The 21,240-nt window shown below is 45.6% G+C and carries 20 protein-coding genes; 9 read left to right on the top strand and 11 right to left on the bottom strand.

Annotation, left to right across the window (positions count from 1 at the left end; translation table 11 throughout):
- A complete protein-coding gene (locus MP3633_RS00550) occupies nt 1-1,176 on the top strand; it encodes an aldose 1-epimerase family protein (RefSeq protein WP_176334034.1) in 1,176 nt (391 codons plus the stop codon).
- Here MP3633_RS00550 and MP3633_RS00555 read toward each other — a convergent pair.
- Complete coding sequence (locus tag MP3633_RS00555) at nt 1,145-1,555, bottom strand: gamma-glutamylcyclotransferase family protein (protein WP_244959752.1); 411 nt, start codon at nt 1,553-1,555, stop codon at nt 1,145-1,147. The two genes, MP3633_RS00550 and MP3633_RS00555, sit on opposite strands and share 32 nt — an antisense overlap.
- Before the next feature lie 157 nt (nt 1,556-1,712).
- Nucleotides 1,713-2,765: a bifunctional transcriptional activator/DNA repair enzyme AdaA gene (locus tag MP3633_RS00560; protein WP_176334036.1), complete on the bottom strand. Its 1,053-nt coding sequence runs from the start codon at nt 2,763-2,765 to the stop codon at nt 1,713-1,715.
- A gap of 230 nt (nt 2,766-2,995) precedes the next feature.
- Between MP3633_RS00560 and MP3633_RS00565 the strand changes: the two genes are divergently transcribed.
- From MP3633_RS00565 to MP3633_RS00575, 3 genes are all read left to right on the top strand, one after another.
- Nucleotides 2,996-3,757 carry a sulfite exporter TauE/SafE family protein gene (locus tag MP3633_RS00565; RefSeq protein WP_112135835.1) on the top strand — a complete coding sequence of 254 codons (762 nt, stop codon included), beginning with the start codon at nt 2,996-2,998 and terminating at the stop codon, nt 3,755-3,757.
- A 33-nt stretch (nt 3,758-3,790) separates the two neighbouring features.
- The gene (locus tag MP3633_RS00570) at nt 3,791-4,399 is read left to right on the top strand and encodes an FMN-binding negative transcriptional regulator (protein ID WP_176334037.1); all 609 of its coding nucleotides are present in this window, start codon (nt 3,791-3,793) and stop codon (nt 4,397-4,399) included.
- A gap of 297 nt (nt 4,400-4,696) precedes the next feature.
- Nucleotides 4,697-5,740 carry a GGDEF domain-containing protein gene (locus MP3633_RS00575; RefSeq protein WP_176334038.1) on the top strand — a complete coding sequence of 348 codons (1,044 nt, stop codon included), beginning with the start codon at nt 4,697-4,699 and terminating at the stop codon, nt 5,738-5,740.
- Nucleotides 5,741-5,852: 112 nt separating this feature from the next.
- Here the strand turns inward: MP3633_RS00575 and MP3633_RS00580 are convergent, their stop codons facing one another.
- From MP3633_RS00580 to MP3633_RS00615, 8 genes are all read right to left on the bottom strand, one after another.
- On the bottom strand, nt 5,853-6,962 hold the full coding sequence (locus MP3633_RS00580; RefSeq protein WP_176334039.1) for an ABC transporter ATP-binding protein: 1,110 nt from the start codon (nt 6,960-6,962) through the stop codon (nt 5,853-5,855).
- A 161-nt stretch (nt 6,963-7,123) separates the two neighbouring features.
- Nucleotides 7,124-8,086 carry a carbohydrate ABC transporter permease gene (locus tag MP3633_RS00585; RefSeq protein WP_176334040.1) on the bottom strand — a complete coding sequence of 321 codons (963 nt, stop codon included), beginning with the start codon at nt 8,084-8,086 and terminating at the stop codon, nt 7,124-7,126.
- Between the two features lie 33 nt (nt 8,087-8,119).
- A complete protein-coding gene (locus MP3633_RS00590) occupies nt 8,120-8,986 on the bottom strand; it encodes a carbohydrate ABC transporter permease (RefSeq protein WP_176334041.1) in 867 nt (288 codons plus the stop codon).
- Between the two features lie 208 nt (nt 8,987-9,194).
- Nucleotides 9,195-10,544: an ABC transporter substrate-binding protein gene (locus MP3633_RS00595; protein WP_176334042.1), complete on the bottom strand. Its 1,350-nt coding sequence runs from the start codon at nt 10,542-10,544 to the stop codon at nt 9,195-9,197.
- Nucleotides 10,545-10,605: 61 nt separating this feature from the next.
- Entirely contained in the window at nt 10,606-11,613 is a 1,008-nt protein-coding gene (locus MP3633_RS00600; RefSeq protein ID WP_176334043.1) for a LacI family DNA-binding transcriptional regulator, read from the bottom strand.
- Nucleotides 11,614-11,849: 236 nt separating this feature from the next.
- Complete coding sequence (locus MP3633_RS00605; RefSeq protein ID WP_176334044.1) at nt 11,850-13,004, bottom strand: hypothetical protein; 1,155 nt, start codon at nt 13,002-13,004, stop codon at nt 11,850-11,852.
- A 114-nt stretch (nt 13,005-13,118) separates the two neighbouring features.
- Nucleotides 13,119-13,712 (bottom strand): DNA-3-methyladenine glycosylase I, encoded by a 594-nt coding sequence (locus tag MP3633_RS00610; RefSeq protein WP_176334045.1) that lies wholly within the window; start codon nt 13,710-13,712, stop codon nt 13,119-13,121.
- Complete coding sequence (locus MP3633_RS00615; protein ID WP_112135821.1) at nt 13,696-14,628, bottom strand: LysR family transcriptional regulator; 933 nt, start codon at nt 14,626-14,628, stop codon at nt 13,696-13,698. The genes MP3633_RS00610 and MP3633_RS00615 overlap by 17 nt, the downstream gene beginning before the upstream one ends.
- Nucleotides 14,629-14,973: 345 nt before the next feature.
- On the opposite strand from MP3633_RS00615, the gene MP3633_RS00620 reads away from it, so the two are divergent.
- The 5 genes from MP3633_RS00620 to MP3633_RS00640 all read left to right on the top strand — a co-directional run bounded on the left by MP3633_RS00620 (nt 14,974) and on the right by MP3633_RS00640 (nt 20,798).
- The gene (locus MP3633_RS00620; RefSeq protein ID WP_176334046.1) at nt 14,974-16,005 is read left to right on the top strand and encodes an amino acid ABC transporter substrate-binding protein; all 1,032 of its coding nucleotides are present in this window, start codon (nt 14,974-14,976) and stop codon (nt 16,003-16,005) included.
- 73 nt (nt 16,006-16,078) lie between these two features.
- Nucleotides 16,079-17,311: an amino acid ABC transporter permease gene (locus MP3633_RS00625; RefSeq protein ID WP_176334047.1), complete on the top strand. Its 1,233-nt coding sequence runs from the start codon at nt 16,079-16,081 to the stop codon at nt 17,309-17,311.
- Entirely contained in the window at nt 17,312-18,670 is a 1,359-nt protein-coding gene (locus MP3633_RS00630) for an amino acid ABC transporter permease (protein WP_176334048.1), read from the top strand.
- Nucleotides 18,670-19,440, top strand: a complete 771-nt coding sequence (locus tag MP3633_RS00635; protein ID WP_176334049.1) for an amino acid ABC transporter ATP-binding protein — start codon at nt 18,670-18,672, stop codon at nt 19,438-19,440. Before MP3633_RS00630 ends, MP3633_RS00635 begins: the two co-directional genes overlap by 1 nt.
- A 47-nt stretch (nt 19,441-19,487) precedes the next feature.
- Nucleotides 19,488-20,798 carry an NAD(P)/FAD-dependent oxidoreductase gene (locus MP3633_RS00640; protein WP_176334050.1) on the top strand — a complete coding sequence of 437 codons (1,311 nt, stop codon included), beginning with the start codon at nt 19,488-19,490 and terminating at the stop codon, nt 20,796-20,798.
- A gap of 89 nt (nt 20,799-20,887) precedes the next feature.
- On the opposite strand, the gene MP3633_RS19025 is transcribed toward MP3633_RS00640, so the two are convergent.
- Entirely contained in the window at nt 20,888-21,019 is a 132-nt protein-coding gene (locus tag MP3633_RS19025) for a hypothetical protein (protein WP_280526391.1), read from the bottom strand.
- Nucleotides 21,020-21,240: the final 221 nt, after the last annotated feature.

Here is a 21,240-nt window from a genome sequence, read left to right on the forward strand (position 1 = left end):
ATGTTTCAACTTGTTCTTCTTAGTAATCAAAAACATATTGATGTTGGTAATTTGTCGCTGTCCGCAGAATTAATGGGCTTGCCTAAAGACATTCCGATTAGCATTCGACAAACTTGTTTGATGGGCGGGAAGCAAACAGGTTCTCGATTGATTACGTTAACCGTTGGCGATTCTGTCGTGCGGATTGTGCCGACACGCGGCATGGCGGTTCTGGATGTCGTTAGGAAAAATGTGGCTGGAGAAGACATTCGATTTGGTTGGGATTCTCCTGTTAAGGAAGTGGTTCACCCGAGCTTTATTCATCAAGAAGCGTCTGGCGGCATCGGTTGGTTGGATGGTTTTAATGAAATGATTGTGCGCTGTGGTTATCAATGGGCAGGGCATCCAGGCCAAGACGGCGATGAGTTTTTGACCTTGCATGGACGAATCCAAAACACGCCCGCTGACGAGGTGATTTTAGAAGTCGAGCAAGAGCCGCCTTATCGTGTGACGTTACGCGGTCGAGTCGACGAAAAACGCTTTAAGTTCACTAACTTTGAATTGCAAACGGCCTTGTCTTTGACGCCAGACGAACCCTATTTGTTGGTCGAAGACACGCTGACCAACAAAGGCAGTTACCCGCGCGAATACCAAGCGATTTATCACAATAATTTTGCGCAACCGATTCTTGAAAAGGGCGCGCAGCTGCATGTTCCTATTGCGGAACTGTCGCCTTTTAATGACTACGCTGTAGGCGGTTTGAGTGACTGGAACCAAATGCCAGCGCCAACGAAAGACTTTGATGAAATGGTGTTTAATATTCGACCACTGAGCGACGAGAATGGCTTTTCTCATGCTTTATTACACAATGCCAGCGGACGCTGCGGCATAGAAGTGAGTTATCAAACGGACACCTTGCCCGTGCTGACCGTGTGGAAAAATACGGACACGGTAGAGCAAGGTTATGTTGTCGGCATCGAACCGGGCACCAGCTTTGCGTATAACCGTTCTTATCAGCGCGGTTTAGGCTTGGTGCCGACAATTGACGCAGGTGAATCAAAACACTTTGTGGTGCGATTTGGCTTGTTAACGAATGAAGCCCAAGTCAAAGCAAGTGTGGCGAATATCACCCAACTGCAAAGTACCCAAGCGGCACAAATACTGTCTACGCCGATTGTGCGCTTTGGTGAGTTATAGTCGTTCTAGAAAATCGTTCCCAATCGCCAGCTTCCATATAGGGCGCGTTGTCTAAAGATTTGTTGTATAGATAAATCCAGCCTCGGCCATACGGTGAAAAAATACGTTTTCGAATGTACATGGAAGCGTCCACCGCATTTGGGTCGTACCCTTCGAGACGGTCTAATTCTTCTAAAATTTCATCCGATACGTCATACCATTCCACCCTAATCCGACCACCGTCGTCATGGGTCGACACAATACCTGGGTAATCGCCTAAATTGTGCATGCGAAAGCCCGTTAACCAGCCAAGACCGATGCGTTTGCATTCCGAAATTAACGTGTGATTATTTAAACCTTCGCGAAGTGTTCCATATACAGCGACAATGTTGGTAGGCATGTTGAATTCCATCTTATAGCAATCAAAGTGTACACGATGGACTTGCTGAGAGTGTAATTCAAGCGCTGTAGAGGGAAATTACGTTGCCATGACACATCCTTGATGTATTCATGAAACTAGGTACCTTGAGAGACAGTTTTGTAAGCAAAACTGTGCATCAGCAGTGCGCTTTTTCATGGTCAAGTAACCAGCGTTTTCGTTCTAATCCGCCTGCGTATCCGGTTAAACTGCCGTCTTTACCAATTACCCGATGACAAGGAATCACGATGGCAATGCGGTTCATACCATTAGCGCGAGCGACGGCTCGAACCGCTTTGGGGTTATTCAAACGCGTGGCCTGTTCTTGATAGCTTGCGGTTTCGCCATAAGGAATCGTGCCAAGCGCTTGCCAGACGCCATTTTGAAATTCGGTGCCTGGCGTTTGAAGCGGCACGGTAAAGTCTTGTCGGCTGCCTAAGAAGTATTCTTCTAATTCTTGTTTAAGTTGCTTCGTATGTGCGTTTTCGCCCGCGACAATCGGCGCTTTTAAACGACGCTGTAAATCTTCAAACTCGGTTTCTAACATGCGTCGATCAACAAATTCAAGCAAGCAAATACCGTCGTCCGTGGCACACACAAACATAGGGCCAATGGGCGTGGTAAGTCGGTCGATTAGAATCACTGCATTCTCCAAATGAAGGGTCGGCGAATGGCCGAGTAGCTTTTTAAAAGTGTAGCCGAAACCACTCAAAGAGTCGTAGCCTGAATCCAACGCAGCGTTAGTCGCACTTTTTCCTGTTTTCAATTCCTGAAACGCATAATTAATGCGATACATACGCTGAAAGGTTTGAAACGTCATGCCGTAATGTTGATTAAACCAGCGTCGAACAAAGATCGGTCGTATGTTGGCTTCTCTTAATTGCTGATCGGTGATTTTTGCTTTGGTGCAGTCTCGTACCAAATCCATCGCCACTTTTACTTCGTGAGGCGCTTCATGCGCATTCTCTGTTGGACGACAGACTTTACAAGGACGAAACCCCGCGTCCATTGCGTCTTTAAAATGACTATAAAACAGTACGTTTTCACGTTTGGGTTTGCGCGCTCGGCACGTCGCAATACAAAAAATCGACGTGGTTTTGACACCCACAAAAAACACCCCGACAAAGCTAGGCTCTCGGTTGATCAAGGCTTGGTAATAGCCATCGGCTTGCTTTTCATTTGTTATTAACATGCTGCTGTCCGTTGTAGATCGCCAGTGTTTTTTCCACTCAAACAGGTTAGCGTGATATCCGTGTGCGCAACAACCGAAAACTGGACGAGCATTTTTAATTTTTTATCGAAGAGCGAGTTTATTTGAATAGCGTGAAGAATCCTTTGTCACTCTGTCCGATTCTCCTTATTATCCGTTTCCTCTTTTGATACTTTTCTGACTCGCATACGAGTCTTTTTAAGGACGATGTTATGGATTACAGCCTGTTTACGGTTAGCCTTTTGATCGGCACTGGGTTTATCGCCGGTATTATTAACACGCTGGCGGGTGGCGGTTCTAATTTAACGTTACCGGCGTTAATGGTTATGGGTATGCCAGCTGACATCGCCAATGCGACCAATCGTGTGGGTGTATTTTTACAAAATGTCACCGCGACGTTTGGTTTCCGTCAAGCTAAAAAACTCGACACCGTTGACATTATGCCAGTGATGATTCCGTCTTTACTTGGTGGTGTAGTGGGGGCTTTTGCAGCAAGTTACGCGCCCGAAACATGGCTTAAGCCGCTGTTGCTAAGCGCGATGATCGGCATGACGTTAATCATGATCATTCGCCCTACGTTAATTGCGCCACCTGAAGGCACTGTGCCGTTTAAAGTAAGTGAAAAACCAAGCGCATGGATCGCCTTATTCATTGCTGGGATTTACGGTGGATTTGTTCAAGCAGGCGTGGGCTTCATCTTGATTGCGGCATTAGCTGGCACATTGCGTTATGACCTTGTCCGTACCAATGCATTAAAAATGGTCTGTACGCTTGGCTTCACCGCGTTGGCGTTGGGCGTGTTTATCTGGAACGACCAAATCCTCTGGATTCCTGGTTTAATCCTCGCGTCTGGCACCATGTTGGGTTCTTACCTTGCCGTAAAAATGGCCATCAAAGCCAACCCAAATCACCTAAAATGGTTCCTTTTTGTGATGACGGTGTGTGGCAGTGCCGCTGCGTTATTGAGTGATTGATTATTTGTACTCTAAATAAAGGATGAGCCATCAATGTACGCACCAAAACATTTCGAAGTGAAAGATCAAGCTGAGTTGCTTGAATTCATTAAAGCATTTCCTTTCGCTTCCCTAGTGACCAACGGCACAGAGGGTTTAAACGCCGATCATATTCCCATGCTGGTCCACGTCGATGCTGACAGCAAAGTGTTCCTACAGGGACACATCGCCAAAGCAAATACACTTTGGCAAAAAGTCGCGAACAAAGCGGATGTATTGGTTATATTCCAAGGTGATAATGCCTATATCTCGCCCAACTGGTATCCATCGAAACAACGTGATGGCAAAGCCGTCCCAACGTGGAATTATCAAGCTGTTCATGTCAAAGGCTCAATCGAATTCATTTATGACGTTGAGTGGAAGCTGGCACTGTTAGAAAAACTCACCAACACACATGAGCAAACCCAGTCTGCTCCTTGGTCAATGTCCGATGCACCACAGGAATACATAGATAGACTACAAGCTGCTGTTGTTGGAGTAGAAATAGAAGTGACGGACATACAAGGTAAATTCAAACTCAGCCAAAACCAAAATGATGAGAATAAAAGCGGTGTACGAGAGGGCTTAACCAAAACAAAGCACCCTATGGCAGATCTGATTTAAAAGCCGAGTAAAGATAAAGGTTAAAGGACATCGCGAAAGGCCGACTTTTGGTATTGATGTGTATTACTAGAGAGCTGATATCAAAGGCACTCCAGATCGAGTGACGGTTGGGGTGTGTCTGCGATTTAAAGCGCGGTCGAAGTAAGGAGTGATATATAAAAAATAACAAAACATGGCCGGATTTTAACCAAAATAGTGTTTATAATTGATCAGCTGAATAATGCCGCTAACTTTAATTATTGTTAATAATGGACAGCGATATAAGGGTTATGCACTGATAAACCATTTGGGATTTGTATGGTTACTTTTTTAGAAAAATCGTTTGGAGTCAAACATACCCATCCAGACTTTCGTTTCCGAAGTTTTTTATTTTCTGCTCTTTTGATTATTTCTTCTGGGTTCGCTTTTTTTAGCTACTACAATCTTGTTGTGGCTTTTTATGTTCCTATGCTCATTTCTAATGTTATTGGCCTTATATTTTGCATGCTTGGGGGGTATTACCTATTGGTAAAAAAACGTCCTCAAGTAGCCGCCGTTATTTTGCAAACCATTGTGACCGTCGATTCTTTTATACTGATTTTGATTGATGGAAACGAAGAGTTTGCTCTAGCATTCGCGTTTTTAACCCCCGTACTGGGTATTTTTCTTTTAGGGTATCGGTTTGGTGCTGTATTAAGCGCGATTAACTTTGTGTGTGTTTTATATTTTTGTTCCTCTCAAATGGATACTTGGGAACCAGCCCCTTTTCTTCCTATTAATTTAATACATTTCTCGGCGATTTATTTTCTTATCTTAATGGTGTCTGTTTTTTATGATTCGAGCCGTCGGAAGGCTTACTCGATGATGGAAGAAGCTAATGGCCAGCTGCAAGAGTTGGCAACGATGGATGCGCTCACTAAATTACGTAATCGGCGCTATTTAGAAGATCAATTATTGAGTTCAAAAAATAATTTATTTGTGGCGATGATCGATGTAGATGACTTTAAGAAAGTAAACGACCTATTTGGTCATGAGGAAGGTGACAAAGTGCTGATAGAGTTAGCACAACAGCTAAAAAATAATGTTGGGCCAAATGATATCGTTGGCCGTTGGGGCGGCGAAGAATTTGTCATTATTTTTTCTGAATCTGATTTAACAAAATTACAAAAAAGCTTAACAAAGCTTAACAGAAACATTGCCGCTCATGATTTTAATGTAGGGCGAAAGATAACCGTTAGTATAGGGCTGTCAGACCATCAAGCCAGTAAGCATCGCGATTGCTTACGACAAATGGATCAAGCTTTATACGAAGCGAAAGCGGACGGTAAAAATCAATTTTGTGTCGCCATCAGCCCTATTTAAAAACACAAAGTCGCTTCTTCGTCATTTTTTAATGAGAAAAAGGATCTTTACAGTCCTTTAAAATACTGTCTCTGTTGCTCATAAAGCCTAGGTTATGTATTCAAACTTTTCTTTAAACGTCCCCCGCATTAATCAACATGCCCTGTGGACTCGTATCGAATAACAAGACGCGATTCAAATCGACGGACAGCGAGATGTGTTCTTGGCGTTTTACGTGGGAGCGTAGGTCAAGTCTGGCCTTGGCGTCTTCGCCGCCGAGTGTGAACATGATTTCTTTGTCGAAGCCAAGATTCTCTATTAATTCCACTTTTATATCATTGAATTCAAACAGATTATCACTCAGAGACGACAGTGCGCTGTCTTCAAAGAAATCAGGGCGAATACCGATCAATACCGTGTCGTGAGAACGAAGATCGTGCAGATCTACATTGGCAATTTTTGACGCTGGAAGGCGATAGTTATCGAATACAAGGTCGTCGCCTTCTATTGTGGCTTCGAATAAGTTCATCGCGGGCGAGCCGATAAACGTCGCCACAAAGGTGTTGGTCGGTTGTAGATAAATATCCATCGGCGTACCGACTTGTTCGACGATGCCATCGCGCATCACGACCACGCGATCGCCCAGCGTCATGGCTTCTATCTGATCGTGGGTGACGTAGATTGCCGTTATGCTGTATTGATGCTGAATACGAGCGATTTCGGAACGCATATGATGTCGAAGTTTGGCGTCTAGATTCGATAAAGGTTCATCGAACAAATACACGTCCGCGTCCCGAGCGAGGGCGCGCCCCATGGCAACGCGTTGACGTTGGCCGCCAGACAAGTCGGCGGGTTTACGATCTAAATAGTCATCGAGTTTGAGCATTTCTGATACATCGGCGAGTTTTTGTTTGATGGTGTCGGCGTCTGCCCCGGATTTTTTTAGGCCAAAAACGATGTTTTCCCGTACCGACATGTGTGGGTATAACGCGTAGTTCTGAAACACCATGGCGATGTTGCGCTTGTGCGGCGGCAAGTCGTTAATGGCGCGGTTGCCGATTTGGATTTCCCCTTGAGTAATGTCTTCCAGCCCTGCGACCATGCGCAAAGTGGTGCTTTTTCCGCAACCACTTGGGCCGACCAGCACGACGAACTCACCGTCTTTTACTTCCAAATTGAGGTTCTTCACTATGGGCAAGTTGCCGTAGGATTTGTTTACGTTTCTTAAGATTACAGAGCTCATTGCCAGTTCCTTTCTAATTTTGGTATGACGTAGCCGATGCTGTTCTGCATACATTTTTGTCTATCAAGTGTTCTCAGCTCCTCCCCCTGCTAAGGGGGAGGTTGGGAGGGGGTATTACTGAACCCCACCCTAACCCTCCCCTTATTAAGGGGAGGGAATTGTTAGCCTTTTACGCCGCCGTCGGTTAACCCGCCTGACAAATGTTTATTGGCAAGCATGAAGCAAATAACCACAGGTAAAAGTGTCAGCATGGACGCGGCCATGATGCGATCCCAGATGGCATTTTTCGAGGTAAATAAGGTTTGTAATGCCAGCGGCAAGGTTTGGAAATCTTGATACTGTTTTAGAAATACGGAAGCGAACAAGTACTCGTTCCACGCGATGACAAAACAATAAATGAACACGGTAAATAACATCGGTTTCGACAGAGGCAATATGATGCGCCAGAAGGCTTCTACCCTTGAGCAGCCGTCCATCATCGCGGCTTCTTCTAATGAGAAGGGAATGGAGCGGAAGTAATTGCCCAGCATGTACATGGCGACCGGTAAGGTCTGAATCAGGTAGATCAAGAACAGGCTAAGAATCGTGCCGCTGGCGCTGGATGCCAAGCCCACGTTCACGCTCATTTGATAGAGCGGAACCATCAATAATACGCCGCCGACCATGTAGACAAACAGCACACCATTTGCCATTAGGGATTGCGCTGGAAAGCGTAATCGAGCAATCGCGTACGCCGCAAGAGACGCCAAAAAAGTCGAGCAAATGCCCGTTACAAAGGAGATCACGAAGGTATTGAGCATGTAACGGCCAAAGGGAAAGACATCGCTGCCGGAGCTAAACTTCGCCAGCAGCATCTGTTTTTTCTCGGTCGACAAAGCAGGGTTATCAAGCAATCGCTGCACGCTAGCGGGCACATCGACTTCTTTTGTTGGCATTAACCCCAGCAATTCCTTATACGCATCCAAGTGCAACACGCGAGGAATCAAGGATGGATTGCCCCAATCAATCGGATGTTTTAACGACGTAGAAAGAATCTGCAAAAATGGAAAGACGCAGAAAATCACCAAGGTAAGTACCAAGGTGTACAAGATCACTGATTGAACAGGAGTGCGTTTATTCATCATAATGTTTCACCTACTTCCCTAACCATGTAAGTCTTACCATTTGAGTACTTTTCGAACATACAGCCAAATTAAACCGACCAATACCAGCAGTTGAATAACCGAAATGGCCGCAGCACCGCCTTGATCCACAATCCCAGCGAAGGCTTGGTAATAGGTAAAAATAGGCAAAGTTTCGACATTCGGTGCGAGTAAGTACACGTCCTCAAAGCGGTTCAAATTCCAGATAATGCGCAGTAACACCACGGTCGCAATGACGAATCTCAGTTCAGGCAACGTCACATGCCAAAAACGTCCCCATGCGTTTTGGCCGTCGATGGCCGCCGCTTCGTAAAGGTCTTTTGGCACACTTTGCAATTTGGCGAGAAACAGTAAATAGGCGATAGGAAAATGTTTCCAAATATCGAACAAGATCACCACGAACAACGCCGAATCGGGATTACCGATCAGGTTTTCCCGTGTGTCGGTCAGGTGCAGCACATCGACCACCACATGGTTATAAATACCGTTCACCGGATCGAAAATAAACTGCCAGCCAAACACCACGCTGATCACTGGTGCGAAATAGGGCAAAAGAATCAAACCGCGAGCGATGTTACGAAAGCGAAATTCTTGATTCATCAGAATCGACGCCGCTAAGCCCAACACCGTGGTGCCGACTACGGTTCCGATGAGATAAATGACCGACACGCCAATGGAATGGTAATAACGCGGATTGCCGAGCAAATCCGTGTAGTTATTCAGTCCCACAAAGGTCTTGTTGCCGTTGAGTTGCACGTCAAAAAAACTCAGGTAGACGTTGAACAAAATGGGGTAAATCACCAGCAAACCGATAATGCCGACGGCTGGCGCAACCAGTTTTAGGCCGAGGCGGGCTTCGTTTTTGACCAGTATAGAAGACATATCGACTTCCCTTATTTAAATGTAACCCCACCCTAGCCCTCCCCTTAACAAGGGGAGGGAACAGATCACTTGCCTCCTCCTTTATAAGGGGGAGGCTGGAAGGGATTAAAAAGTTAACAACCCCATCCTAACCTTCCCCTTGAAGATAAGGGGAAGGAATAACAACAGCCTACTCCTCCCCATTTACAAGGGGGAGGCTGGGAGGGGGTCATTCGCCCATGATGGTTTTCATTTCCGCTTCTGCATTGTCCAACGCCGCTTGTGGGTCTTTGCCTTCAATCGTCACGTCGTAGATCATTCGAGGAATCACCGACTTGGCAAAAATGGCGCCAGACGCAGGGAAGGTTTTGCCTTTCACCACTGAGAAGGAGCGAATGTCGTCGAAGCCCGATACGATTTGCATCATCTTATCCGCGCCATACAGTTTGAAAACACCATTGGCATCGTCCAAGTACGCTGGGTCTTCGGCGATGCCTTTAAGCATTGGATTCATGCCGCCTGGCGCCATGTGCAAAAAGGTGATGTAGCTGGCAGGGTCGTACATAAATTCGATGAAATCTTTGGTCGCTTGCGTGTCGTCGGCGTTGTTGGTTTTTAACGCGACAAGGCCAGACAAGGTGCCGTAAGACGCGGCGCTTTTGTGGGTGATAATTGGTGCGAATGCGGTGTTTTTGACCAAGTTCGGATCGAAGGTGCCGCCGCTGAGTTCTTTAAAGTTCTCAGAGGACAGCGAGCCTTTGGCGACTTCCGCTAAGGAAAGGTCATCCATGATGTAGGTGGAGTAAAAGAACATCGCCATTTTACCTTGCAGGTAATAATCGCGGGCGCGCCAGTTCTGTGGTCCCGGTGGGTTGTATTTGGCTAATTCGTTGTAATATTCGATGGTTTCAAGTGTCTCGGCGCTGTTAAAAATCAAATTGCCTTTGGCGTCGAACTCGGCGGCGTTATTCGATAATGCCAATTGTGTGAAGACTTGCTCGGTGTAGCTGTCTTGTTTGGTGCCGACCAAAATACCGTATTGGTTGTTGGCTTTGTCAGTCAGCGCTTTGGCAGCGGTTTCGATGTTTTCCCATGTGTTTGGCGCGGCGAGGCCTTTTTCATCGAACCAGTCTTTACGATACCAAATACCTTGAATCCAACCATGATAAGGCAAGCCATAATAATCGCCAGATGGCGAGGTTAGCGTGGTCAGTGCGCCTTTGTGGAAGCGATTTTTGCCAATGTCATTGATGACGCCTTGGTGTGTTTTTTCATCGACGATGCCTTCTTCACCGAGCGCCATGATGATCTCGGAATTCACTTCGATAAGCTGTGGTGTGGTACCAGCGGCAACAGCGGCGGCCATTTGAGTCGCTATTTCATTTTCATCTACGGCGACGACGTTGACGGTGACGCCATCGTTTAAGGCTTCGAACGTGCTGGCGAGCAGTTCGATGTTTTTCAGTCGATCCGTTTGCGTTTGTGCGGTCCAGAATTCCACCGTGGCGGCGCTGGCGAGCGAGCTGATAAGCAGTCCATTGACCAGTACGGCACTGGTGACGAGCAGAGAATTTTTCATTGTCGTTTCCTCATTTATTTTTATACGAGTGTTCCGAGCCTATTGACTAAAAACCAGCTGGCTAAAAGCCTGTTTTTACGACGCCCGGCGCTAAAACGACTTGTAAGTCCTTCACCGGAACCCCTTTGATGCGCGACACCATCATGCTGGCAAGTTGCTCACCAATTTGTGCGGGTGGCGCTTGCTGAATGCTGGTGATCCCCATACTGGCGGTCAGCTCATCAACGGGTGTATCGCAACCAATCACACACACTTTTTCTTTATGGTTGAATCGAGTGTTGTGCAATCGCATGACCGCCAAAGCGGCACTGCGCGCGCTGGTGCTGGTTAAGCAAATCAGCGCAGTGATATTCGGGTGCTGGAGAAGGAATTCGGCACAAGCGAGGTAATTTTCTTCCTCGTCAAAACCGACTTCTAGACAGTGTTCGGACGCAATCGAAAGCCCAACTTGCTCGGCGGCGTTGTGAATGCCGCGTTGTCTTTCTTGAGCGAAAAAATATCGCTCACTCACCGAGACCACGCCAATGTCACGATGGCCTTGTTCGTAAAGGCGAGTCAGGCTTAAATGGCCAACTTGGTAATTATCCAAATCCAACCACGCAAATTGCGTTGCCCGTTCGGTGCGTCCGTAACACACAAAAGGCACGTTGAGCTTTAATAAACGATGGACTTTTGGGTCGTTGACCCGAGTGCGAAGGAGCAAGAATCCGTCCTGATCGCCGGCTTTGACAAGGCGTTCAAACTCGCTTAATTCCTGCTTGCCAGTATCGATTGCCACCACTTGCAGTAAATAGCCTTCTGCTTGCAGCGCTTGTCGAGTTCCGGCAAGAACCTTCGAAAGAATGGTGTCGAGATATTGCATGTCTTGGCTTGGAACAATCGCCGTTATCACACGCTTTGCTTGTACCCAATGTGCCGCATCGGCGCCTTTTAATTGGTAACCCTGTCGCGCGGCTTCTTTCAACACGCGCTTCTTCGTACTCGGGCTAATGTCTGGGTAATCGTTCAGTGCTCGTGACACTGTGGATACCGACAAATCCAACTGGGTTGCTATCTCTTTAATTGACATAAATTATTTCACTGCACCATTCTTATTTTTATCACTGTCCATCATTCAAAGCGTTTTTAAAAGCCCTAATCGTGCATTCTGTGACCAGCAACAAATGACGTTAAGACCGAAAATGTTTCGATGCAATGATTAATTTTTGCACAACTTAAGTGCAAAAAATGGACGCTGTATTAAGAGGGCATGAAAAGACCTCAATGATAGGTGTCTATCATTGGGACTTTATTGAGGTGTTTTGATTAATTGCAGGCGAGAGTGTCTACGTCTGACAATACTGCGTAATAGGTTAGGCTTGGTTTAATTGAGCGGGTCATTTTTTTGGCTTCGAAAGCCTCTGGTATAGTGATGTCTTTATAGTTATTAAGGGTAATCTCTGGGTTGGTTAAATACCCTTTTGATGCAATGGTTCTACTGGCATTTATGCTGGCTTGAATGTCTAATTTTAGTGCTTTCCCATCTTTGTCCAATAGTTTAGATAGCATTTTGAGTTCATCTGGGGTGAATGAAAATGCGGCATTTAAAGAAAGGCTAGCTTCTTCGTTAGCGTTGTAATACAGCTCTTCTGCCGCCAAGGTCATGGTAACGATTTTTAATCGGCCAGCGTCGGGGCGCTTTTGGAGTAATCCTAGTTCAGAGCAAGACATCTGATAGCGTTCAATAATTAGACCCTTTATTACAGTATAACCAGAGGCCTTTTTATTTGAGTTTACGGTTGCCGAATTTGACTCTGATTGAACAACCACGCCACTTTTCAACTCATGGTTTTCTGCCCAGTTATAGACTATTTGATTTGGTGCGATGGCGAGCGCTTCTACTTTCAAGCTGGCTTCTTGTAATGCGAGTAGCGCTTTTTCTTTTGTTTCTCTCTGTGTCGAGCAAGCCGATAGTGCCTGCCGTTTTTCATCAGAGGTTATGTTTTTTACGTCTTGAATTGGATGCTTCGTCAAGCAGGCTAAAAAATGTGTATTTGAAGTGACGTATTTTAAAGATAATTTCTTTTCTTCGTTGATGGCTTTAAGTAGATCGACAATGGTTTTACTTTGAGGTGTCTCATCGCTTTTAGAAGAGTAATATTCTTGATAAATTCTTCCTTTATATTCTAAGTTTGAATCTTGGTTTGTAGCTGCTAAATAACCGAGTGTATTGAGACAATTAGACGTGAAAGGAGAGCGATAGCCACTTGCGACACAAACTTGTCCGACCCTTAGCCCTAGTTGCCCATTCAAAGAAACATAGGTTGTTTGTAATGGGTGGCCTTGGATAAACCACTTGGTGGGATGCATTCCAACGCCATCGTTCTGAGCGGAGACGGTTAGACTATCCACCACATTAAGTTGAGTGTTTGAACAAGCGGTTAGTAATGAGATAAAAGTGAGAGGGAGCAGAGCACGCATACCAATTGCCTTTTTTATTTACGATTCCTTGACAAAATGTAGAGTGTTTTTTGAACAATGACAATATTGTCATTTTAAATAATGTCTTTTTTTAAACTTATCGTCGCTCTTAATTTATGAAGGCCTCACAAACTCCTTTCTCGCTCTATCTATCTTCTCTCGCATAAAGCAGTCTTCCGCGTGGTCGTTGATCAGTCCCATGGATTGCATGAAGGCGTACAATGTTGTTGGACCGACGAATTGCCAGCCTCGCTTTTTGAGCTCTTTAGACAGGGCGACAGACTCATCGCAGGTCGTTTGAGTTTCTGGTGGCGGAAGTGTGCTTTCGTCGGGTTCGTAACGCCAGAGGAAAGCCGCTAGTGAACCTTCTTTTTCGATCATTTCTAGGGCGCGTTTGGCGTTGTTGATGACGGCGAGAATCTTGCGTTTGTTACGCACGATCCCTTTGTTATCTAAAAGCGCTTCAACGTCTTTGTCACTAAATAGCGCGACTTTGTTGAAGTCAAAATGCTGGAAGGCACTACGAAAGTTTTCGCGCTTAGTCAGAATGGTTCGCCAGCTCAATCCTGATTGAAAGGTTTCTAGGCAGAGCTTTTCAAACAAACGGCGATCATCATCAATAGGAAAGCCCCATTCCGTATCGTGGTAATCAGGGAAGTCTGGCGCAGCGCTCGCCCATGCGCAGCGGTGGTTATCGCCCATTTGCATGGCTCTGGCCTTTTTCTAGTTGGGTTTGGGCTTCTAGTTTGCTGATAAGAGCGTCATAAAAGTCTTTGGCAATCCCCGAAAGAGGGCTCAAGTTAGACGTCAGAACTTCTAGCGGTTCTATTATGTTTGGCGAAAAAGGTTTCAAGACGACATTGGGTAATTGGAATACCTTATCAAAGTAACGACAGTTCAGAATATCGACCAGTGTTGCGCCCATGCCTAAATTAACAAATGAAAGACCGTGGATCGTGGTGTGGACTTCTAAGGTTCGATTAAATGGCAGTCCGATGTCAGCATAAATGCGTTTTAACGTTTTCGTGGTGGCATTTTCTGAATCGAGTGTAACCCAGTTGAGACCTTGTAAGTCATGTGGAGTAATGACGTCTAATTGGGCGGCGGGGTGGTTTTTAGGCACGGCACAATAGCAGGCTAAATTAAAGGCTACTGAATCGTGTTTTGATGAGCTTTGTGCTTTATCAACCAAGCCAATTTGGTATTGCCCTGACGCGATGCCTTGACGAATCTCTGTACAGGCCGAGAGGTGTAAGCTTACCTCCACACCTGGGTTATTGGTCATATACTCCGCGATGAGCTCGGGTAGAAATTGGTAAGACGGGCCAAAAGTTGTGCAAATACGCAGCCTTCCCACTTTATTATTTTTCGCACTTTTTATGCTGTCATGTAAATGATTGACGCCTTGCAGTAAACCATAAACTTCGCCATGCAAATAAAGCGCTTCATCCGTTGGAATGAGCTTGCCGTTATTACGAACAAACAGTTTATAGCCGATTTCATCTTCGAAATTGGCGAGCATTTTACTGGCGGCAGGCTGGCTTACATTGCTGCGCTCAGCGGCTCGTGTAATGCTCCCTGTGACAAAGACTTCATGAAATATACGCAGTTTATTGATGTTCATAGGCATAACCTAAAGTTATTAGACCATTTATAATATTCATTATGATTATGTAGAATCTTAACATAAGATCTTAACGGTTAGTTGTTTGACCTGCATCAGAAAATTTAATAAAACGATGCAATCACGGTATTACAACCCCTCCCTAACCCTCCCCTTGAAGAAAGGGGAGGGAACAAGAGTTTTAGTTCCTCCCTGCCAAAGGGGAGGGAACAAGAGTTTTAGTTCCTCCCTGCCAAAGGGAAGGAGGCGATAACTTTAGCTCCTCCCCCTGACAAGGGGGAGGTTGGGAGGGGGTGCCGAATAAAAAGAAATTAAAAATTCAACAGCATATAAAAGGAACGAACAATGAATAAATTTTCTATGGTACTCGCTGCAACAAGCACGCTTTTAGCGGCAAACAGCTATGCAGCGGATACAGTATCAACACTAGACGCGGTCAAAGAGCGCGGCTATGTAAATTGTGTTATTGGCAACTCATTTCCAGGGTTTTACAGCTTAAACAAAGCGGGTGAATGGCAGGGAATGGACATTGATATATGTCGAGGCGTGGCGTCGGCTGTGTTTGGCGACGCTTCTAAAGTGAAATTTTTGCCGGTTCAATGGGCTCAAAGTTTTACTTCGATTAAAAGTGGTAAGGGTGACATTTTATCAAAAGGTATGACGTGGACGCTTTCGCGTGATGCCGCGCAAGGACTGGATTTTTTAGATACCTATTTTTACGATGGCCAAGGTTTTATGGTACGTAAAGATTTGGGCGTGAAGTCGGTAAAAGAACTTAAGGGTGCCACGGTTTGTGTACTGACCGGAACATCCAGTGAGCTAAACATCGCCGATTACAGTCGGGCGCACAATTTAGACATCAAAACCGTGGTATTCGACGATTCCTCAGTTCGTAATACGGCCTTTTTTAATAAAAACTGTGACGCGCTAACCAATGACAAATCTGGTTTGGCCGCTCAGCGTTCTGCTGCTCCGAATCCAGATGACTATATGGTTCTGCCTGAAACGATTTCTAAAGAAGCCTTATCTTTTGCGGTAAAACAAAACGACAGCGAATGGGCGAATGTTGTGAAATGGACATTTGCAGCCATGGTCGCAGCAGAAGAGTTTGGTGTGAATTCTAAGAATGTAGAAACAATGCGTGCTGAAACTCAAAGCCCTGTCGTAAGACGCTTATTGGGTACCGAAGGGGATTTGCATACAGGATTAGGTTTGCCTCAGGATTGGGCGTACCAAGTGATTAAAAACGTAGGAAATTACGGTGAAATATACGAGCGCAACGTAGGACCAAACAGTGTGTTGGGTATTGATCGAGAAGGCACGCTAAATGCGTTATGGAAAGATGGCGGCATGATGTACGCCAAATCTTTCCGCTAGTAATGATAGAGACAGGTTGATGCAAATCAACCTGTCTTTACTTTGATTTTTTATCTTCTTTCGGTACATAGATATGACTCAGCCCTCTGTATCCAAACCGTCAAAAAATACACCTAAGCAAACGAATTTATTTTTGTCCCTGATAGAAAAGAACAGGTTATTGCTTAACGATGACTCATATCGAGCGGTGGTTTTACAAGCGGTTGTCCTCGCGGCTGTTTTGTTTGGTTTGTGGTTCTTGTTTTCCAATGCCAGTGAAAACCTCAACCGACTTGGTATGACGTTTGGTTTTGATTTTTTGCAAGTTACCGCTGGTTTTAATATTAGCTGGAGCTTAATTCCTTACGATTCCAGTATGAGTTATTGGCGAGTGTTTTTCGTTGGTATTGTTAATACGCTTATATTGTCTTTTTGCGTGATTGTGGTCGGTACCATCATAGGGACGGCGGTAGGGATCTTAAGGTTATCAGCGAACCCATTGGTTTCTCAACTGGCTCGTTGGTACGTAGAAATTGTGCGTAACGTGCCATTATTAATCCAAATTATTTTTTGGTTTACGGTGGTTTTTTCTACTTTGCCAGCCCCACGCCAAAGCTACCATTTGGGCGAATGGCTCGTTCTTAATAATCGTGGACTTTATGTTATTTCATTGGAAAGTGCCTTTTCATGGGGATGGATTTTCGCTCTGATTGGTGCTTTAGGTGCCGCGATTTATGGTCTTTTCCGCTGGTCCAAACCGTATTACAAGGTGTCTGGTTCTCGTTCTGCAGGTTTTTATATCGGCTTAGTCTTCTGGGCTGTTGCTGCTTGCTGGGCCGTTTGGTTTATTTCCCATTCCTTGTCTTTGTCTATTCCGACGTTACAGGGATTCAATTTTAGCGGCGGTGCGTTTCTCCCCGCCTCTTTTGGTGCTGCGTTTGTCGCCATGACAGTGTATCGATCGGCGGCCATTGCCGAAACGGTTCGTGCGGGAATGCAATCCATTGATCGGGGTCAGTCTGAGGCGGCGTTTACCATTGGTTTTTCGCGTGTTCAGTCATTGCGCTTGATTCTGATTCCTCAGGCAATCCGTTCCATTATTCCTCCGATGACCAATTCTTGGTTAGCCGCCACAAAAGATTCGTCGTTGGCGGTCGCCATTGGCTTTCCTGAGCTGGTTTCTGTCTTTATGCAGACCTCGATGAATCAAACCGGCCGGGCGATCGAAATTATCTTCATGGTCATGGGGTTTTATATATTCATCAGCTTGCTGATCTCTTACTTGCTCAACAAGTTCAACGACAGTGTGCAATATAAGGTGCGATAAATGGACGATTTGAATGTGAACAATGAACCTGCTTTGAAGCAATTCGTACCAACACCATCACGTCCTCCTCGTAAGAGTGAAAGAGGAATTATCGGTGCGATTCGTCATCGTTGTTTTAATAGTATTGGCAACAGTTTATTGACCTTGTGTGTTGCGGTTGTGTTGTTTTATTTATTGAAATACATCTTGGATTGGGCGGTTTTTAATGCTGTTTTTATCGCCGATAATCGTCGTCAATGTATGGATATCAGCCCAGATGGTGCGTGTTGGGCAGGTGTTATCAGTTGGTTTAACGGTTTGATCTATGGCCGTTTTCCACTGGAAGAACAATGGCGAGTCAACAGCGGCGTGTTGCTTGGTCTGGCGTGGTTATTGCCGCTGATGTCTAAGCGCGTGGCGTTGAGAAACTTTATTTTACTGTCTTGGATCGGCTTATATCCTTTTGTGGGTGCGTATCTTTTCTTAGGTGGACGTTTTGGTGCTGAGCTGGGGCTGGTTCATGGCACGATGACCTGTTTTGCATTGGCTTTTTTAACCATTATTTACACCAACTGGATTTTGTCGGGGCTTGGGAAAAAAGGTCTAAACGAGTTGTTTGTTCCACTGGTGTCGCGTTGGGTACAGCGTCGCATTCATCTGCTTAGTTTTCTGACGATCTTGTTATTGGTGGCGTTGTTCATCGCTTTTGGACTCAGCTATGTTGCATTGGAACCGGTTGCGATTGAACGCTGGGGCGGGTTGTTTTTAACCTTCATTATCGCGGGGTTTGCCATCACGATGGCGATTCCGGTCGGCGTGGTATTGGCGTTGGGTCGTCGTTCTAAACTGCCTGTAATTCATTGGATCTCGATGATTATTATCGAGCTGGTTCGGTCTGTTCCTTTAATTACGGTGCTGTTCATGGCGGTGACCTTGTTGCCGATCTTTTTACCGGCGGACATGGAGTTTAATAAGCTTACTCAAGTTCTGGTGGCGGTGTGTTTGTTTGCTGGCGCGTACATGGCCGAGAACATTCGCGGCGGCTTGCAGGCGATTCCAAAAGGCCAATACGAAGCCGCAGCGACGCTCGGTTTAGGGTACTTACATACCATGGTGTTGGTTATTTTGCCTCAGGCTCTAAAAATGATGATTCCCAATATCATGACGTCTTTTATTAGCTTGCTGAAAGACACCACATTGGTTTCGATTATTGGTTTATTCGACATCATGTTGATGGCGCGAAACATTGCGAATGACAAGGATTGGGTGGGATTGCATACGGAGCCCTTGGTGATGATTTCCGTTTTGTTCTTTGTCTTGTGTTACAGCATGTCCCAGTACAGCTTGAATCTTGAAAAACGTCTTAAGGTGGATCACTAATGACACTGCCATCGGCAAATTTAGCTAAGAAAACCGTGACCAATACGGCGATAAAAATTGAGAACTTGAATAAATGGTATGGCGATCATCATGTTTTAAAAGATGTGTCATTAGATATTTTTGAAGGCGAAATTATGGTGATCTGCGGACCTTCTGGGTCAGGCAAGTCGACCTTAATTCGCTCTTTAAACCATCTTGAAGAATACCAAGAAGGTGTTGTGTCGGTTTTTGATCAGCCGCTTTCTCGGGATAGCCAGAGTCATAAAGTGATACACCAAACCATGGGCATGGTGTTTCAGAATTTTAACCTTTTTCCTCACCTTACCGTCTTACAAAACTGCGCTTTGGGGTTGATGTGGTTGCGTAAAATGTCGGAAAGAGAGGCTGAAAAGAGAGTGATGGGCCTATTGGATCGTGTTGGCATCGCCAATTTAGCGTCGCGTTATCCGGGGCAACTATCGGGAGGCCAGCAACAACGCGTTGCGATTTCTAGGTCTCTCGCGATGGAACCCAAAATTATGCTGTTTGATGAACCAACCTCCGCTCTGGATCCGGAAATGGTCAAAGAGGTCTTGGATGTGATGGTTGATTTAGCCAAAACCGGTATGACCATGGTGTGCGTTACCCATGAGATGGAGTTTGCACGACAAGTTGCCGATCGAGTGGTGTTTATGACGGATGGTGAAATTGTTGAAGTCGGTCCGCCAGAGCAAGTATTGGTTCACCCTCAATGGGACAGAACAAAAGAATTTTTACAACACGTGCTCTAAGTTAACGAGCGCGTACACCTCCCTTATTTTTATGGAATGAAATCGATATGTTGGCAAAAAACAGATCGACGTATAGCAACATGCCTTATTGGCTGGCGGATACGTCTTTGGCGAGCAAAATTCACTCTAATGCCCGGTTTGAAATCCCACAAAAAGTGGATGTAGTGATTGTTGGCGGTGGGTTTACCGGAATCTCTGCGTCCATTACCTTAGCTCGCGCGGGTCTAAAAGTGGTTGTGCTTGAGGGTGGTCGTTTGGGGGAAGGAGCCAGTTGTCGAAATGGTGGGTTACTTGGCCCAAGTTTCAGCAAATTGGGCGTAGAAGGACTGGAGCGCCAATACGGTCGTGACAGTGTTCACTCAACGATAAAAGAGAGTTTGGTGGCGTTTAATTGGCTGGTGGACTTCATCAAAGAAGAACAGATCGATTGTGATTTGTCCTTATGCGGCCGATTTCGTGGCGCCAGTCATCCTAGCCATTACGCTGACTTAATCGAGCAAGCGGAAGCGCTGGCGAAGGTGGTCGATTTTCCTGCGATTGCGGTGAGTCGTCAGGATCAATTCCAAGAAGTTGGCTCAAATGCCTATTATGGTGGCGTTGTGTATCCTACGGATGGCACGTTACAACCAGCGAAACTGCATCGTGGGCTTTGCCAAATCGCCCAACAAGCGGGCGTATTAATGCTAGAACACACCATGGTTCGAGGCGTTACTAAGCAAGGGAATCACCACCAAGTACAATTTGATGGCGGCATGATCAACGCAGATCAAGTGATTATTGCCACGAATGGCTACACGGGAAACGAATTTGGCAAATTCAAACGTCGTGTCATTCCTATTCGCTCCGCGATGATCGCAACAGAAGAACTGCCTGAGTCACTCGTTCGCTCCGTCAGTCCGAAATTACGCGCCCATGGCGGCACTGAACGATTGGTGGCGTATTATCGACCTTCGCCAGATGGTAAACGCATTTTGTTTGGCGGCCGAGCATTTGGTAAAGGTGATCAACCTCAGTTGTATTCGAAATATTTACAGGACTTTATGATCCGTACGTTTCCTCAGCTACAGGAAGCGAAAATTGATTATGCGTGGTCGGGTTATGTGGCGTACACCTTTGACCATGTGCCGCACATTGGCAAAATGGACAATATGCACTACGCCATGGGCTATTGCGGGTCAGGCGTAGGACGAGCCAATTATTTTGGTCGAAAAATCGCTCAACAGGCGCTTAACCTCACCGAAGGGAAAACATCGTTTGATGATTTTCCTTTCAAAACGCGCCCGTTATACACCGGAAAACCTTGGTTTCTGCCCGCCATTATGAAATGGCATGACTTCGCAGATCGACGCGGATGGTAACAACGTTATCTTGGCGCGTTTGCTGACTGTTATTTTGTTGGTTTTCTAATGGGGCTAATTATTGATTGCCGAGTGCTGATTGCAGAGTATTAGCCGTCTTTTACTGCTTGTAACCGACTCGAATCAGCAACGACGATCGCGTCTAGATACTGGGCAATTTTCTCAGCATTCCGTTCCCGATCATGACTCCAAGCATGATCGGGGCGTCGTAACCAATCCACACATCGTTGCCTATTTTTGCATCGCCTTTATAGGGTAAGTCACCTTCTTTTGAAATTTTTCAAATAACCTATTTGCTGAAATCCCGACATGAGCGTTTTTTCGTCTGGGCTTGGTCCTTTCATGTGACCTCCTCTTAGTGCTTGAAAATCTGTCTAATCATGACCATTCTTTAAGTATCCCAATGGGATTTGATTTTATAGTAATGACTTCATATTTTAAA

It is taken from the genome of Marinomonas primoryensis (assembly GCF_013372285.1).
GTDB classification, from domain to species: domain Bacteria; phylum Pseudomonadota; class Gammaproteobacteria; order Pseudomonadales; family Marinomonadaceae; genus Marinomonas; species Marinomonas primoryensis.

What these genes read in the sequence shown, in the direction of transcription:
- MP3633_RS00610 (WP_176334045.1), bottom strand. Translation starts at nt 13,712, where the DNA reads ATGCAAATGGGCGATAACCACCGCTGCGCATGGGCGAGCGCTGCGCCA.
- MP3633_RS00640 (WP_176334050.1), top strand. Translation starts at nt 19,488, where the DNA reads ATGTTGGCAAAAAACAGATCGACGTATAGCAACATGCCTTATTGGCTG.
- MP3633_RS00565 (WP_112135835.1), top strand. Translation starts at nt 2,996, where the DNA reads ATGGATTACAGCCTGTTTACGGTTAGCCTTTTGATCGGCACTGGGTTT.
- MP3633_RS00625 (WP_176334047.1), top strand. Translation starts at nt 16,079, where the DNA reads ATGACTCAGCCCTCTGTATCCAAACCGTCAAAAAATACACCTAAGCAA.
- MP3633_RS00630 (WP_176334048.1), top strand. Translation starts at nt 17,312, where the DNA reads ATGGACGATTTGAATGTGAACAATGAACCTGCTTTGAAGCAATTCGTA.
- MP3633_RS00570 (WP_176334037.1), top strand. Translation starts at nt 3,791, where the DNA reads ATGTACGCACCAAAACATTTCGAAGTGAAAGATCAAGCTGAGTTGCTT.
- MP3633_RS00600 (WP_176334043.1), bottom strand. Translation starts at nt 11,613, where the DNA reads ATGTCAATTAAAGAGATAGCAACCCAGTTGGATTTGTCGGTATCCACA.
- MP3633_RS00580 (WP_176334039.1), bottom strand. Translation starts at nt 6,962, where the DNA reads ATGAGCTCTGTAATCTTAAGAAACGTAAACAAATCCTACGGCAACTTG.
- MP3633_RS00620 (WP_176334046.1), top strand. Translation starts at nt 14,974, where the DNA reads ATGAATAAATTTTCTATGGTACTCGCTGCAACAAGCACGCTTTTAGCG.
- MP3633_RS00560 (WP_176334036.1), bottom strand. Translation starts at nt 2,765, where the DNA reads ATGTTAATAACAAATGAAAAGCAAGCCGATGGCTATTACCAAGCCTTG.
- MP3633_RS00555 (WP_244959752.1), bottom strand. Translation starts at nt 1,555, where the DNA reads ATGCCTACCAACATTGTCGCTGTATATGGAACACTTCGCGAAGGTTTA.
- MP3633_RS00605 (WP_176334044.1), bottom strand. Translation starts at nt 13,004, where the DNA reads ATGCGTGCTCTGCTCCCTCTCACTTTTATCTCATTACTAACCGCTTGT.
- MP3633_RS00595 (WP_176334042.1), bottom strand. Translation starts at nt 10,544, where the DNA reads ATGAAAAATTCTCTGCTCGTCACCAGTGCCGTACTGGTCAATGGACTG.
- MP3633_RS00635 (WP_176334049.1), top strand. Translation starts at nt 18,670, where the DNA reads ATGACACTGCCATCGGCAAATTTAGCTAAGAAAACCGTGACCAATACG.
- MP3633_RS00615 (WP_112135821.1), bottom strand. Translation starts at nt 14,628, where the DNA reads ATGAACATCAATAAACTGCGTATATTTCATGAAGTCTTTGTCACAGGG.
- MP3633_RS00585 (WP_176334040.1), bottom strand. Translation starts at nt 8,086, where the DNA reads ATGATGAATAAACGCACTCCTGTTCAATCAGTGATCTTGTACACCTTG.
- MP3633_RS00575 (WP_176334038.1), top strand. Translation starts at nt 4,697, where the DNA reads ATGGTTACTTTTTTAGAAAAATCGTTTGGAGTCAAACATACCCATCCA.
- MP3633_RS00550 (WP_176334034.1), top strand. Translation starts at nt 1, where the DNA reads ATGTTTCAACTTGTTCTTCTTAGTAATCAAAAACATATTGATGTTGGT.
- MP3633_RS00590 (WP_176334041.1), bottom strand. Translation starts at nt 8,986, where the DNA reads ATGTCTTCTATACTGGTCAAAAACGAAGCCCGCCTCGGCCTAAAACTG.